Origin of the sequence: Gallibacterium genomosp. 2 (genome assembly GCF_000771895.1) — a bacterium.
Taxonomy (GTDB): Bacteria; Pseudomonadota; Gammaproteobacteria; order Enterobacterales; family Pasteurellaceae; genus Gallibacterium.
In genome coordinates, this window is the sequence record NZ_JPXY01000014.1 from 34,151 (window position 1) to 49,175 (window position 15,025).

Genomic DNA, 15,025 nt, shown 5'->3' on the forward strand with positions numbered 1-15,025 from the left:
TGAATTAATGAAAGGAGACATTATGTCAGATCTATTTCGTGACGAATCGGCTGGTGTAATAAAATTGCTCCAGGTAACGGACCCTCACCTGTTTGCAGATGAAGACGGTGAATTATTAGGTATTAATACCTTTGACAGTTTTCGACAGGTGTTGAGTGAGATAAAAAAATCCGGATTTGAGAGCAATTATATTCTTGCAACAGGGGATTTTGTGCAGGATAACAGTGAAGCGGGTTATCACCGTTTCGTGAAAGAAATTGTGCAGCTGGGCAAAAAAATCTTTTGGATTCCCGGTAACCACGATTTCCAACCGAAAATGGAAGCGGTATTTGATCTTTATAAAGCCGTTATTCAGCCGGAAAAACATCTGTTGTTGGGCGAGAGTTGGCAAGTGATTCTGTTGGATAGTCAGTTATATGGCGTACCGCACGGAATGTTGAGCGAAGAAGAGTTAAAATGGTTGGAACAAAGATTATCTCTTTATCCGGATCGGAATACACTTATTGTATTGCATCACCATCTTTTGCCGACAAATTCTGCTTGGTTAGATCAGCATAATTTACGTAATCCATATGATTTTTCTGAAGTGTTGGCAAAACATCAGAAAATTAAAGCGATTGTTTATGGGCATATTCATCAAGAAGTAAATGCGGTTTGGCAAGGAATTCCTGTGTTTGCAACGCCGTCCACCTGTATCCAGTTTAAACCGGATTGTGCTTATTTTACGTTGGATAATTTACAACCGGGCTGGCGTGAAATCAGTTTATATCCTGATGGACGTTTGGAAACACAAGTTCATCGGATAAAAGATAAAGTCTTTTTGCCGAAAGATAATATGAATGGCTATTAACATTGATGGGCGATCAGGTGGTATTACTCTGTTTTTCGTAATACCACTTGTTGCATTAATCCCCAATGACAAAAATTACGCTGTTCGATTTTAAGCGGTAAAGTAGCAATTAGATCATTCAGGCGTAAATTAATGGTAGTCCCTAACGCAGTTGTAATTCGATCAAAGCCGTTACGAACACAGGTCGGTTGTTGATCATCGGCTAGAAACTTATCCCAAAGTGATATTACTCCATTCGGTTTTAATACTCGAACTGCTTCTGCTAGCAATTGTTCTGGCGTTGAAGTTACCGCTAAAATCAGGTGCATTATCACTAAATCGCAACTTTGATCCGGCAATCCACTTTGTTCCGCACGACCAACTTTGGTTTCAATCTGCCAAGGATAATTTTGCTTTTGGATTAACATTTCCGCTTTTTGCAGCATTGATGGCGAGAAATCCACTAAGGTTAAGCAGCTTTTTTCAGATAATCTTGTGGCTAAATACGGTAAATCTAATCCAGTTCCAGCACCGGCAATATAAATGGATTGTGGTGTAGGCGACCAAACTTTGTGTTGATCCAAAAGGGCAAACTGGCTTCTACGCATTCCATCGGCAGCTTGTAAAAAGAAATTATAAATCTTGCTGTAAATATCCCAACGTTGCGAAGAAGCCATCTGTGTTACCTCTGCATAAGTTGCTGTTCCTGTTCGGCTTTATTCAGTAGCCAATCACAAGGCAGGAAGCGTTCACCGTAAAGTTTTACGTGATCATTCAATGCTTTAACAATTGAAATGGCACCGATATGTTCGATATAGGCATAAATGCCACCACGAAATTCAGGGAAAAATACGCCCAATACTGAAGCCATATTACCTTCATTCGGATCATTGATCACGCCCTCTTCCAAACAGCGAGCCGCCTCGTTGATCATCATCAGAATACAACGGCGAACCACCTGTTCGGATTCCAAATTATTTTCGGAAATGGTTTCCATCACATAATAGATACTTTTATCCACCATAGAGCGTTGACCGTTCTGTGAATGATAAAGATAAAAACCGCGCCGATTCTTGCTGCCTTTGCGTTGATCGCGGATTAAGTTGCCTAATTTTGCCGGCACGGCAAAACGCATTCCGTAGTGTCTTTCCAAACTTGGCAACATTTTAGCAAAAAGATCCAGACCAAAATCATCCAACATAGCCAATGGACCGATTTCAAAACCGAATTCCTGCAAAGCACGATCGATAAAATCAACCGCTTCGCCATCGCATAAGCAGTAAAAAGCTTCCAACAAATAAGGAATAAGAATACGGTTGACAAAGAATCCCGGTTTATCGGAAACCAGAAGCGGAATTTTGCCTTGCTGAATGGCGAAGTGGATGGCTGTCGCAATTGTCTTTTCAGATGTTTTTGGATGAGGAATAATTTCCAACATTTTACGGTTGGAAATTGGGGAAAAGTAGTGAAAGCCGATAACGTTTTCCGGACGATTGGCAACACTGGCGATGTCTGCAATCGACAAGGTTGAGGTGTTAGTGGCAAAAATAGTATGTTCGCTATAGAAGACTTCGCTCTCTTCTAAAACTTGCTGTTTAGTGGCTAAATCCTCATAAACCGCCTCAATGACAAAGTCGGCATCAGGTGCGGCTAAAAAGCGTTCACCACCGGAAATCAGATACATTAATTGTTGCATTTCACCGGAAGATAACAATTTTTTGCCGACTTCCTGTTGCAATAATGAATGTGTTAAATGCAATGCTTTGCTAATGCCGGAAGGGTGTATATCTTTGATTCTAACCGGAATTTTTGCATTTCGTACAGTAATGTAAGCAATGCCGGCACCCATAAAACCGCCACCGATAATGGCAAGTTTATTTACATCACGTACATTGTTTCCGCGCGCTTCATATTGCAAACGCATTGCTCGTTTAGTCTGTTCAAGGCTGCGCAACACTTTGGAGTTATCGCTATTAAACAAACTGATAAAGGCTTGTCGTTCCACTTCTAAACGCAATGGATGAGTTGGCTGTTTCAAAATTTCGATAATTTTTGCCATCGCCGGATAATTATCAATCGGTCCTAACCACTCTTTATTTTCGGCAGCATCAAACAAAATATGGCGGAAGATCGGATTGTTATGCCAATATCCTTGAATTTGTTGCCAAAGTTTTGCAGTTTTTGAAAGTGTTTTTGCAACTAATGTCTTTTTACTGAAAAATTCAAAGGCGGTCGGTAACAATAAACTTTGTGGCACAACGTCATTGATACAATTTAATGATTGCATTGTATGTACATCAAATTTGTCACCGGACAACAAAATAGAGAGGGCTTTCTTTAAGCCAACGTGAGAAACCAATGCAGAAATCGCATCGGCGAAAGGTACAATACCGGAACGAACCTGCGGCATTGCAAATTGTGTATTAATATCATCGGAAGCAATACGATATTGGAACGCCAAAGCTAACTCTAAACCAAGTCCGAAACAGGAGCCGTGAATTGCTGCCACTGTTGGAAATGGTAATTGGCGAATGGTTTCCATTAAACGATGAATTTTATCCAAAAAGGCTTCCAATTCATTATCAGATTTCCCCATTAAACTATTAAGATCAAAGCCCTGAATAAAATTATTTTTCTTGCTGGAATAAAAAATGAGACCTTTTGTTTCTTTCGGCAGATTGTTTAATAGTTGCAACATCTGATCGACAAATTCTGCTGACAAGGTGTTACGTTTTTTATCGGTTACATTCACGATCAATGATGCAATCTGTTGATCATCAATTGATAGCGTAAATGGAGAATGTTGAGTATTTTGCTGTAAAGTGTTCATTATTCGCTCTCCAAAACCATAGCACCGCCAATGCCGCCCAAACCGCTTGAAGCAATAAGAGAACGTCCGCCTCCACGCTGTTTCAAAGCATATAACGATTGAATAATCAAACGTAAACTGCTGACCGCACGCGGATTACCATAGGCAAGAGAACCTCCCAAAATATTTAATTTACTCATATCGACCTGACCAATTGCGGCTGAACGATTAAGATGCTGCCGAGCAAAAGTTTCGGATTCAATCAGTTTTAGATTGGATAAAATTTGAGCTGAAGAGGTTTCGTGAATATCAATTAAATCAAGATCGGAAAGGCGCATATTGGCGTTTTGCAACACTTTTGCAATGGAATAGGTTACGCCAACAAACATATTTTTCCAAACATCATTTGCAGTCATTGTATAGTGGCGAATATAACCAAGAATATTCAATCCTTCCGCTTTTGCAGTATGTTCGTTCATCAGCAATACCGCTGCCGCACCGTCGCACGAGTGAGAGGTGTTCCAATCGGTGGCTGTGCCATAATTTTTACCATTAAAAGGTTTAAATTTTTGGTAAAACTCCGGTTTAACGTGTTTCTCAATTTGATTATCGGAAACCACGAAATCTTTATAAGGAGGTGGAAAAGAAACCATTACCTGTTGGCGTAATTCACCGCTTTGCCACGCTTGATAGGCTAAGCGATGGGAACGTGCTGCATATTCGTCTAACTCCTGACGGCTAAGATGAAAATCTTGCGCCATCTGTTCCGACACCGCAGAAAGAGAAAGTTGTGTTAAGGGATCTTTTAAATTCAGTGCCTGCAATTTGAAATCTTGCCAAGTGATTTGACGTAACAGCCGATATTTTTCTTCATAGCTTTTTGCTGCCATCACATCTCTAAATAATTGAATTAAATGAGAGTTAAGACGAATTGGTGCATTGGATAAAGAGTCAGCGCCACCTGCTAATGCATAATGCGCATTTCCCATCAAAATACTGTTACTTAAATTGATTAGCACCTGTAATCCGGTCGGACAAGAGCTGCTGACAGTGTAAGATTGCGCTTTTGGCATATTTAACAAGAGCGATATTTCTCGAGATAGATTAGGAATATCAGGATCTTGGATTACTTGTCCAAATACGACTTGCTCAATTTTATCTTTTGGAACAGCTAAACGACTTAATAATTCATTAGCGACCATTGCTCCGAGATCTTTTGCTCTTGCCTCTTTGAAAAGTGTATTTTTCTTAATAAAGGGAGTACGAATACCATCAACAACGGCGACTCTAGCGCCTTTGGATGTGGTTAAAACAGGTTGTTCAGACATAGGAATACCAGCTGATGAATAAAAATAACGTAAAATTGTAACGCATTCTATACCAGAGCGCGATAACTGGGAATAGGGACACTTTGTCTTTGTTTTTCAAATAGTGATTAGGTAGAATAATTGCAAATTTTGAAGGATTTTAATGATGACAAAAAAAAAATTAACTAAAAAAGACAATACGATTGCCTTAAATAAAAGAGCAAGACACGATTATTTTATTGAAGATGAAATAGAAGCAGGTTTGGCATTGCAAGGCTGGGAAGTTAAATCACTACGAGCAGGCAAAGCCAATATTGGTGATAGTTATGTTATTTTCCAGAACGGAGAAGCCTTTTTATTCGGGGCAAATATTACGCCGTTAAATGTAGCCTCTTCCCATATAGTTTGCGATCCTACTCGCACACGTAAATTACTTTTAAGCAAGCGAGAAATTGACTTCTTATTTGGTAAATCAAATCGTGATGGATATACGATTGTAGCGTTGTCACTTTATTGGAAAAGTGCGTGGGCAAAAGTCAAAATTGGTATTGCTAAAGGTAAAAAACAACACGATAAACGCCAAGACATTAAAGAGAGAGAATGGAAGCTCACCAAAGATCGTATTATGAAAAATGCGGGAAGGTAGAGTTATTTATAAATAATTTGAGAATATATTTATGGATAGAAAAAAAATAAATGAGAAAGACTATAAATCAATTTTGCTTCAGGTATTAGTTAATTTTGATAGTTTCTGTAGAAAGCATAACATATCTTATTCTTTAGCATATGGTTCAATGTTAGGTGCTATTAGGCATAAAGGGTTTATTCCTTGGGATGATGATATTGATATTTTTATGTTAAGAGAAGAATATGATAAATTTGTTAAATTATGGAATGAAAGCAGTAATCTTCTTAAAGATAATTACGAATTATGGGGGATTGATGATGAGAAAAATTTTTTCTATGGTCATTTAGTGAAGTTTTTTGATAAAAATACGTTGTTAATAGAAAAAACAAAAAATCATATTATTGAGTATGGGATTTATATTGATATTTTTATCTTAGAAGATATCTCATCTGACCCCAAAAAGGCAGAGAAACAACAAAAAAAATATAAGTTCTACCGGAAATTATTATCTCATTTATTTAAACATGGGAGGATTTTAAACATTTTAGCTAACAGGGTTTATAAAAAAATTCCTTCTATATATTTTGTATTAGATAAGATGAAAAAAATCACAGAGCAAGAAAGATCAAATTGTGTAAGCGTATATGCCCCAGTTGATGGGAATATTTATAACAGAGATTCTTTTGAAAAATTTATATTAACTACGTTTGAAAATTATGAGTTTCCAGTTTCATTAGACTATGATCTTATGTTAAAAAAACAATATGGCAATTATTTAGAATTGCCACCTGAGAATGATAGAAAAGGACATAATATTGAGGCATATATGAATGAGTTATAAGAATATAATATCTGCTTTTTGTCATTTGATAAATATAGATGAGAAATCAATTCTCTCTTGTGATAGAATTGGAGGAATGACAAATACAAACTATTTAATAACCACTAAAAATGAAAGATTTGTTTTTAGAGTTTCTGGTAAAACTTCTAATCAAATTATTAATAGAAAAAATGAACATAATAATAGTGTATTAATGAGTGAATTGGGAATCAATTCGGATATCATATATTTTAATGAAAATAATGGTGATAAAATTACTAAATATATTAATAATGCTATGACGTTATCTCCTTATAATATTTTTGGATATTTGAATAAAGTTGTAGATTTATTAGTTGATACTCATTCTTCAGGTGCTAAATTTACAAATACATGGGATTATTTAGAAGAATATAAACTTTATAAAAAAATAGTTTTAGATAGTGATGTTGTAATTGATGATAAATACTATCATTTTGAATCTAAGATATTAGGATTGTATAGAAGATTATTTGCTGATTTAGGTATAAATTCATTTCCTTGTCATAATGATCTTGTGGCAGAGAATTTTGTTTTAGGAGATGATATATTAATTTATCAAAAGTTATATTTAATAGACTGGGAGTATTCTGGCTTGAATGATCCTATGTGGGATATTGCATCATTATTTGAAGAATCTAATTTTCCAAAACATATTGAAAGAAAATTTTTAGAAAATTATTGCAATTTATGGAATATTAAAAAAAATAATTTTTCTTATGACCTTTCTACCCCCCCCCCCTTCACTTTCTAAAATAGATATTTTAGAAGAAAAAATTCTTATATATAAAATTCTACAAAATGCACTTTGGTACTTATGGACATTAGCTAAAGAGTCTAGAGGTGATTTCTTTGGTAATTATAAATATAAACGCCTAGAAAGAATCTTTTCTTTATATTCAGAGTATAAGGAAAATTATATATGATGTGGAAAGACTTAATCTATAAGTTTAGAGGTGAACTTTTAGGAATTCTATCTGGATTACTTTGGGCAATAAATTTAATATTGATAGATCGAGTCGCATCTTTATATAAAGAGTTGAGTGATGATTATCTTTTTTTGTCTGTAATAATACTGCTTTTTACAGAGTTTTTTTCACTTGTCTTTTTGTCATTTTTAAGAATAAGAAAAATAACTTTAGATATTTCTAAAAATGCTTTTGTTATTAGGAAAAATATTATTTTCTTAGTATTCCCTTCTATAGGTATGGGATTGTATATATTATCTATTGTATTTTCTGGGGTTGCTATTACGACTTATTTTACATCGATATACCCAATATTTTCGTTATTAATATTGTTCTTTTTGTATAGAAAGATAAACTTTAAAGTGGTTATCTCTATAATATTATCAGTTATTGGTTTATATCTTACTATAGAACCATTAGAAATTAATAATCTTCAAGTTTTTGGAATATTTTTTGCACTGTTATGTGCATTTTCTTGGGGAAGTGAGTCTGTATGTTGTGAGTATTTTTCTATTAAATCAATATTTCCTGAAACAATATTATTTTTTCGATATATAATTTCTATATGCATTTCTATAATCTTGTGTTTAATATTTTTTTATCTAGATGGTAATTTTAGTATAAATATAGAATTCTTATTTAATTTATTTATTGTTAGTATTTTTTCAGTATTATCTTACTTTTTTTATTATACATCAATAAGTATTATCGGATCATCTTGTGCAATAAACTTCAACATAAGTTATATTTTGTGGATTATGTTGTTTTTATTTACAACATATAATTTTACTATCATTAGTATAATTGGTGGCTTTTGTATTTTTTGTTCGATAGTAATTAGCTTTTCAAAAGGTGAAAAATGAATGCAATTATTTTAGCAGCTGGTTTAGGAAGTAGATTTAAAGATTTTGTAAGTAATAGTCATAAAGCATTACTTCCAATTTTATCTATGCCTAATATAGAAAGAACTATTAAATTTCTTCAAGAAGCTAATATTTTTGATATTTTTATTGTGACAGGATATAATGCTCATTTATTCGAATATTTGAATGATAAATATAAATGTAAAATTATTTATAATGAAAAATATAAGGAATACAATAACATTTATTCTTTTTTTAAGGTATCTAATTACTTTGAAAATAGTTATGTTATTGATGCGGATGTTGTGTTATATAAAAATATTTTTTTAGAAAAATTAGAAAGTAGTACTTATTTCTTAATACATAGATTAAAAAGAGAAAAAGAATGGGTGCCAATTATAGATAAAATGGGAATTATTCGTCAGATAGATGTTAGCAATGATGATAAACCATCTCTTTTAGGAGTATCTTTTTGGATAGGTGAAGATTGTTATTCAATAAAGAAAGCTTTATCTAATTATTTAGAATCTGATATTTTAAATAATCCAAAATATTATTGGGATGATATTCCTAGAAAATTAATTCTAACCAAAAAATTAGCAGTTAGAACATTGTTGTTGAATGACAGTGATGCTGGAGAAATGGATACTGTTGAAGATTATTTAAGTTTATTAAATTATAAAAAAACTTGATAAAAATAAGGTCACAAATAGTATTATTTGTGACCTTAATATTCAGCATTTAACTTATAAATGTATTAAAGAGCATTATTAATAAACGCAGCTAATTGTGCTTTTGGAACGGCACCAACTTGAGTAGCAACAGGTTGACCATTTTTAAAGATAATCAATGTTGGGATGCTGCGCACACCTAATTGTGCAGGGGTTTGTTGATTTTCATCAATGTTAATTTTGACGATTTTTACTTTGCCGTCAAATTCTTCTGCAAGATCATCCAAAACCGGTGCAATCATTTTGCAAGGTCCGCACCAAGGTGCCCAAAGGTCAAGTAAAACAGGGACATCCGATTTTAAAACGTCCGCTTCGAAAGATGCATCGCTTGAATAAACAATTTTATCGCTCATAAAGTTTAATCCTTAATTGAAGTTTATTTTTTCATCAATGTTAAAAATGTTACGGTAGTATAACACTAATTTGTTGCACAAAATACAATTCCAGCAATAGCCAAAACTTAAAGTAGATTTGCGCAAGGTTGATTTGTAACCAGTGCGTGGATATTGCTAAGTGTCACATCCGAGATACTGGTTAATGCCTCTTCTGTTAAAAATGCCTGATGCCCTGTCAGTAACACGTTATGGCAAGAAGATAAACGACGGAATACGTCATCTAAAATTACTTCATTCGATTTATCTTCGAAGAAGAGATCTCGTTCATTTTCATAAACATCCATACCTAATGCGCCAATTTTACGGGATTTTAAAGCTTCAATCGCCGCTTGGGTATCAATCAATGTGCCACGACTGGTATTAATGATCATTACACCATCTTTCATTTTTTTGAATGCTTCAGCATTTAACAGATGATAGTTTTCCGGGGTTGCCGGACAATGAAGCGTAATGACGTGCGAATGGGCATAGAGTTCATCTAAAGAAACATAAGTGGCGCCAAGTTCTTCTGCTGCCGGATTTTTAAATGGATCATAACAGAGAATATGCATACCAAAGCCTTTTAGAATTCGCATTACGGCTAAACCGATTTTCCCGGTTCCGATAACGCCAACAGTGCGTCCGTGCATATTGAAACCGATTAAGCCTTCAAGCGAAAAATTGGCTTCACGGGTGCGTTGATAAGCGCGGTGAATGCGACGATTTAATGTCAACATTAAGCCGACAGTATGTTCGGCGACCGCTTCCGGAGAATATGCCGGCACTCTAACCACACTTAATCCTAATTCTTTTGCCGCTTCTAAATCGACATTGTTGAAACCGGCACAACGTAAAGCAATAATTTTGACACCGATTTGCGCAAGTTCGGTGAGCACTTCCCGATCGGCATTATCGTTTACAAAAATACAGACCGCTTGGCAACCTTCCGCCATTTTTGCAGTACGCTTACTGAGCATAAAGTCAAAAAATTCGAGATCAAAATTGTATTTGACATTGACCAGTTCCAAATATTTTCGGTCATAACTTTTTGTACTATAAACAGCGATTTTCATCGTAATACTCCTATTAAATTTAAATTTTGCTTTCCTGTTGATAGTGTAACATATCAAGACCAAGTTAGGCGCTTTTGGTTGTGCCGAAGTCAGCAGTTCTGAAAGAGTAATTTAGGTTAATTTTAAAGAAAATGAGTGGTAAGAGCAGATAAATGCTGTGATTTTCGATAAAATCGTTATAATGTTGAATTTTTATAGACGAGAAGTGAGAGGAAACTATGTCATTTCATATTTTGTTATTAAATGGCCCTAATTTGAATATGTTGGGGAAACGGGAGCCGAAGCATTACGGTAGACAGACCTTACAAGATATTGAAACGGCGTTGCAAGAAAGTGCCGGAAAGTATGGCATTGAATTGAGTTGTTTCCAATCCAATAGCGAAGAAAAACTGATTAATAAAATTCACGAAAGTTTGGGAAAAGTGGATTTTATTTTGATTAATCCTGCGGCGTTTACTCACACCAGTGTGGCATTGCGGGATGCGTTATTATCAGTAGAAATTCCTTTCGTTGAAATTCATCTTTCAAATATTCATCGTCGTGAACCTTTCCGTCATCACTCCTATCTAAGCGATATTGCTGTGGGCGTAATTTGCGGATTAGGCGCGGCTGGGTATCAATATGCGTTACAGTTTGCCGTTGCCTATTTGCAACAGCAGCAAGCAAATTAATCATCGCTACCGGTTTTTTGTAGCGATTTGTCGATTAAACATTAACTAAATAGCGGATCAAACTATGGATATTCGTAAAATTAAAAAACTCATCGAATTAGTTGAAGAATCAGGTATTATGGAAATTGAGATTTCCGAAGGTGAAGAATCTGTGCGTATTAGTCGTGGTAGTGCAGTAGTGGCGTCGGCACCGGTTGCGCCACAACCGATCATCGTACCACCAGCTGCTCCGGCAGCGGTTGCAGCACCCACAGCAGCACCGGTGGCAGCTCCGGCAGCAGAAGCGGATGCAATTTCCGGTCATACCGTTCGCTCACCAATGGTGGGGACATTCTATCGTAGTCCAAGTCCCGAAGCTGCACCATTTGTTGAAGTTGGTAAGAGCGTGAAAGTCGGTGATACGCTTTGTATTGTCGAAGCAATGAAAATGATGAATCGTATTGAATCTGATAAAGCTGGTGTAGTCAAAGCTATTCTGGTTAATGATGGTGATGCGGTTGAATTTGATGAACCATTAATCGTAATCGAATAAATTCACTATGACACAATATGACAACAGAACATATTGTGTCGATTTTTATGGATAGAACTATGTTAGAAAAAGTAGTTATCGCTAATCGTGGTGAAATAGCATTGCGTATCTTACGAGCGTGCAAAGAGTTAGGTATTGCCACTGTGGCGGTACATTCAACAGCGGATCGTATGTTAAAACACGTTTTGCTTGCGGATGAAACTGTTTGTATTGGGCCGGCACCATCTGCCAAAAGTTATTTAAATATTCCGGCAATTATTGCAGCCGCAGAAGTGACAGGTGCAGATGCAATTCATCCAGGATACGGATTTTTATCAGAAAATGCTGATTTTGCAGAACAAGTAGAACGTTCGGGTTTTGTATTTATTGGGCCTACAGCAGATGTTATCCGTTTAATGGGAGATAAAGTTTCGGCGATTAATGCAATGAAAAAGGCTGGTGTACCTTGTGTACCGGGTTCTGATGGTCCATTGGGTAGAGATATCAATAAGAATAAAGAGATTGCTAAGCGTATCGGCTACCCAATTATTATTAAAGCATCCGGTGGTGGCGGTGGTCGTGGAATGCGTGTTGTTCGTCACGAAAGTGCTTTGGAAGAAGCGATTGCAATGACGAAAGCTGAGGCGAAAGCGGCATTTAATAATGATATGGTTTATATGGAAAAATATTTGGAAAATCCACGTCATATCGAAATTCAAGTGTTGGCAGATACACACGGTAATGCAATTTATCTAGCTGAACGCGACTGTTCAATGCAGCGTCGTCATCAAAAAGTGGTGGAAGAAGCACCGGCACCGGGAATTACTGAAGAGATGCGCCGTCATATCGGCGAGCGTTGTGCTAATGCGTGTAAAGAGATCGGTTATCGTGGTGCAGGCACGTTTGAGTTTTTATATGAAAACGGCGAGTTCTATTTCATTGAAATGAACACTCGAATCCAAGTGGAACATCCGGTTACTGAAATGATCACCGGCGTTGATTTAGTCAAAGAGCAGTTACGCATTGCATCAGGCTTGCCATTATCTTTCAAACAGGAAGATATTCAAGTGCGCGGGCACGCAATTGAATGTCGTATTAATGCAGAAGATCCAACTACATTCTTACCATCTCCGGGTAAAATCGAACATCTTCACTCACCGGGTGGGTTCGGTATTCGTTGGGATTCTCACATTTATGGTGGTTATACTGTGCCGCCAAATTACGATTCAATGATTGGTAAATTGATTGCGTATGGTGAAGATCGTCAAGTGGCTATTCGCAGAATGCAAAATGCTTTAGCGGAAACAATTATTGACGGCATTAAAACCAATATCCCATTACACGAATCGATTTTGGAAGATAAAAATTTCCAAAAAGGTGGTACCAACATTCATTACCTTGAGAAAAAATTAGGGTTGAATGATTAGTTATTAAACGCCGGTAATTCACCGGCGTTTTTCGCTTAAGATAATTTGAAAATATGGCAAAAATAGCAGAAACATTAAAGCCCGAACAACAAAACTTCCGTAATGCGATGTCTAAATTAGCGGCGGCAGTGAATATTGTTACAACACAAGGTGAGGCGGGAACTTGTGGTATTACGGCGACGGCAGTTTGTTCGATTACAGATACACCACCAACCGTTTTAGTTTGTGTGAATCGTAATAGCCAAATGAATACCGTATTTAAGCAGAATAAGCAAGTTTGTATTAATGTTTTGTCCGCAGAGCAGCAGGAACTTGCTTGCCATTTTGCAGGTATGCGAGAAAGCTCAATGGAAGAACGCTTTAATATGGAAATTTGGCAAGACAAGCACGAACCTCATCACGCCCCGGCATTAATCGGTTCATTAGCTAATCTGCACGGAACAATCACTACGATCCACGAAGTTGGCACGCACTCGTTGTTTTTCGTAACGCTGGATAAAATCGATGTGTATGACGGCAATGGTTTAATTTATTTCAATCGAGGGTTTCAGGTTGTATAAGAGAGCAACTAAACATAACGATTTTTATAGGATTAATTGACCATAATATTATTTTTGTTATTTGATATCATTTTAAACTAGATTGTTGAAACGCTTTCTATTTGTAAATTTTCGTTACAATAGTTGGCATGTCGGTCTAGTTCTAACGTTTTATAGTCTTTATAAGACACCCATCTTGAGCTCATTTCTTCATTCTTATTTTGTTTATGATATGTACTGTTCTTTGATATTTAGTTCTCATAAAGGATGATGAGGCTACAAATATCATATTGATTTTTCATTATTTCTCTAAAATTTCTTTTTTTTCTTGACATAACCGTTTTTTTTTTTTGAATAAGCAGGTTTATGTATTGCTAGAACAACTATTTGATAATTATTGAGAGGTAATAATGAAACCAGTCACTAAAAAGCTACCTGGATGGGTACATATTCCATTAATTGTTTTTATGTCTATCAGTTTGGTGCAAACAGCATTAGGGTTTACTGATCTTTTTGGAGCAACCTTTTCTTGGGCATTTTCAGTTGCAATTACGATGTTAATGTATGGATTTACAATTTTGATTGGGTATCGTCGAATTAATAATCTTCCTATATGGGGGTTCTTGATTGGTTACTTTTTTATTTCTTTGTTTTCATTTACAGGAAACTTTAATGCGGTATATACCTCGTATCAACGGGAGCAACTTTTTAGAGATGAATTATTAAAACATAAACAACAGTTGCACGATGTTGTAAATTCTGCCAATAAAGTACTAAATAATTTTAGTCCAAATATTACTGAAAATCGTAAAAGATTGGAGAGTTTAACTGAACAATTAGTCAGACAGATAACAGATCCATCAAGACCAGGATTAGGAAAGAGGGCACAAGAAATTATTGCAGAAATTCAAGCTGTATTAGGGGAAAAATTAACAGAATTTGGTACAAAAGGGGCTAACTGGGATGAAATAGCACAGAGATATAGAGAGAATATTGATCAAATCGCAAGACGAAAATTGACATCTGAAGATTATGAAAAAATAGAAGATGTTAGAGAAAATATCGAACATAAAGAAAAAGAATTAAATAATTTAATAGATAATGTATTACAAACTACAGTATCTGTTAAAGAATATGGTTTTGAAACAAATCTTAAGGCTGTAAACACAATTAATGAGATAGGTTCTACAGTGCAAGAATTCATTAATGATACTTCTAAATTTAAATTTGAACCTGTTCAATTTGAAAGTCAAGAAATAGGTAAGTTAGCATTTTCATTTAAATCTGCGTATCTTCATCATTTATTGGTGGGTATTTTATTTACTATTTTATGCCTATTTATAGATTGGGCTGTAGTGTTAAGTTTATTAATCTTTTTTGGAAATAAAGAGAAAAGTATTCCAAAAGTTATTCAATCTGGACATACAATGTAAGGA

At 35.4% G+C, this 15,025-nt stretch carries 16 protein-coding genes; 11 read left to right on the forward strand and 5 right to left on the reverse strand.

The genetic code is table 11. The features are described 5' to 3' along the window. Nucleotides 1-22 precede the first annotated feature (22 nt). A complete protein-coding gene (cpdA, locus tag P375_RS02630) occupies nucleotides 23-850 on the forward strand; it encodes a 3',5'-cyclic-AMP phosphodiesterase (RefSeq protein WP_039134045.1) in 828 nt (275 codons plus the stop codon). Between the two features lie 23 nt (nucleotides 851-873). On the opposite strand, the gene P375_RS02635 is transcribed toward cpdA, so the two are convergent. Genes P375_RS02635 through P375_RS02645 form a run of 3 tightly spaced genes read right to left on the reverse strand, consistent with a single transcriptional unit; the run spans nucleotide 874 to nucleotide 4,966 of the window. Beyond that, entirely contained in the window at nucleotides 874-1,506 is a 633-nt protein-coding gene (locus P375_RS02635; protein ID WP_039134048.1) for a class I SAM-dependent methyltransferase, read from the reverse strand. Between the two features lie 5 nt (nucleotides 1,507-1,511). Beyond that, nucleotides 1,512-3,659, reverse strand: a complete 2,148-nt coding sequence (locus tag P375_RS02640) for a 3-hydroxyacyl-CoA dehydrogenase NAD-binding domain-containing protein (RefSeq protein WP_039134051.1) — start codon at nucleotides 3,657-3,659, stop codon at nucleotides 1,512-1,514. Further along, nucleotides 3,659-4,966 carry an acetyl-CoA C-acyltransferase gene (locus P375_RS02645; protein WP_039134054.1) on the reverse strand — a complete coding sequence of 436 codons (1,308 nt, stop codon included), beginning with the start codon at nucleotides 4,964-4,966 and terminating at the stop codon, nucleotides 3,659-3,661. Before P375_RS02645 ends, P375_RS02640 begins: the two co-directional genes overlap by 1 nt. Before the next feature lie 145 nt (nucleotides 4,967-5,111). Between P375_RS02645 and smpB the strand changes: the two genes are divergently transcribed. The 5 genes from smpB (at nucleotide 5,112) to P375_RS02670 (ending at nucleotide 8,955) form a co-directional block, all read left to right on the forward strand. After that, a complete protein-coding gene (gene smpB, locus P375_RS02650; protein WP_039134056.1) occupies nucleotides 5,112-5,591 on the forward strand; it encodes an SsrA-binding protein SmpB in 480 nt (159 codons plus the stop codon). 31 nt (nucleotides 5,592-5,622) lie between these two features. Next, nucleotides 5,623-6,414, forward strand: coding sequence for a LicD family protein (locus P375_RS02655; protein WP_018347009.1), 792 nt, complete (start codon nucleotides 5,623-5,625; stop codon nucleotides 6,412-6,414). Then, a complete protein-coding gene (locus tag P375_RS02660) occupies nucleotides 6,404-7,186 on the forward strand; it encodes a choline/ethanolamine kinase family protein (protein ID WP_052121780.1) in 783 nt (260 codons plus the stop codon). Before P375_RS02655 ends, P375_RS02660 begins: the two co-directional genes overlap by 11 nt. Before the next feature lie 168 nt (nucleotides 7,187-7,354). Continuing rightward, nucleotides 7,355-8,263: a DMT family transporter gene (locus tag P375_RS02665; RefSeq protein ID WP_039134059.1), complete on the forward strand. Its 909-nt coding sequence runs from the start codon at nucleotides 7,355-7,357 to the stop codon at nucleotides 8,261-8,263. Beyond that, nucleotides 8,260-8,955, forward strand: a complete 696-nt coding sequence (locus P375_RS02670; RefSeq protein WP_039134063.1) for an NTP transferase domain-containing protein — start codon at nucleotides 8,260-8,262, stop codon at nucleotides 8,953-8,955. The genes P375_RS02665 and P375_RS02670 overlap by 4 nt, the downstream gene beginning before the upstream one ends. Before the next feature lie 65 nt (nucleotides 8,956-9,020). On the opposite strand, the gene trxA is transcribed toward P375_RS02670, so the two are convergent. Together trxA and P375_RS02680 are read right to left on the reverse strand one after the other, a co-directional pair. Further along, nucleotides 9,021-9,347 carry a thioredoxin TrxA gene (gene trxA / locus P375_RS02675; protein WP_018347013.1) on the reverse strand — a complete coding sequence of 109 codons (327 nt, stop codon included), beginning with the start codon at nucleotides 9,345-9,347 and terminating at the stop codon, nucleotides 9,021-9,023. A gap of 107 nt (nucleotides 9,348-9,454) precedes the next feature. After that, the gene (locus tag P375_RS02680; protein ID WP_013746258.1) at nucleotides 9,455-10,441 is read right to left on the reverse strand and encodes a 2-hydroxyacid dehydrogenase; all 987 of its coding nucleotides are present in this window, start codon (nucleotides 10,439-10,441) and stop codon (nucleotides 9,455-9,457) included. A gap of 218 nt (nucleotides 10,442-10,659) precedes the next feature. Here P375_RS02680 and aroQ point away from each other — a divergent pair, with 218 nt between their 5' ends. The 5 genes from aroQ to P375_RS12710 all read left to right on the forward strand — a co-directional run bounded on the left by aroQ (nucleotide 10,660) and on the right by P375_RS12710 (nucleotide 15,022). After that, on the forward strand, nucleotides 10,660-11,112 hold the full coding sequence (gene aroQ / locus P375_RS02685) for a type II 3-dehydroquinate dehydratase (protein WP_039134067.1): 453 nt from the start codon (nucleotides 10,660-10,662) through the stop codon (nucleotides 11,110-11,112). Nucleotides 11,113-11,176: 64 nt separating this feature from the next. Beyond that, on the forward strand, nucleotides 11,177-11,644 hold the full coding sequence (accB, locus tag P375_RS02690; protein WP_039134069.1) for an acetyl-CoA carboxylase biotin carboxyl carrier protein: 468 nt from the start codon (nucleotides 11,177-11,179) through the stop codon (nucleotides 11,642-11,644). Between the two features lie 59 nt (nucleotides 11,645-11,703). Continuing rightward, the gene (gene accC / locus P375_RS02695; RefSeq protein ID WP_039134072.1) at nucleotides 11,704-13,050 is read left to right on the forward strand and encodes an acetyl-CoA carboxylase biotin carboxylase subunit; all 1,347 of its coding nucleotides are present in this window, start codon (nucleotides 11,704-11,706) and stop codon (nucleotides 13,048-13,050) included. A 53-nt stretch (nucleotides 13,051-13,103) separates the two neighbouring features. Next, the gene (gene hpaC / locus P375_RS02700) at nucleotides 13,104-13,610 is read left to right on the forward strand and encodes a 4-hydroxyphenylacetate 3-monooxygenase, reductase component (protein ID WP_039134075.1); all 507 of its coding nucleotides are present in this window, start codon (nucleotides 13,104-13,106) and stop codon (nucleotides 13,608-13,610) included. Between the two features lie 389 nt (nucleotides 13,611-13,999). Next, a complete protein-coding gene (locus tag P375_RS12710) occupies nucleotides 14,000-15,022 on the forward strand; it encodes a hypothetical protein (RefSeq protein WP_013746253.1) in 1,023 nt (340 codons plus the stop codon). Nucleotides 15,023-15,025 lie beyond the last annotated feature (3 nt).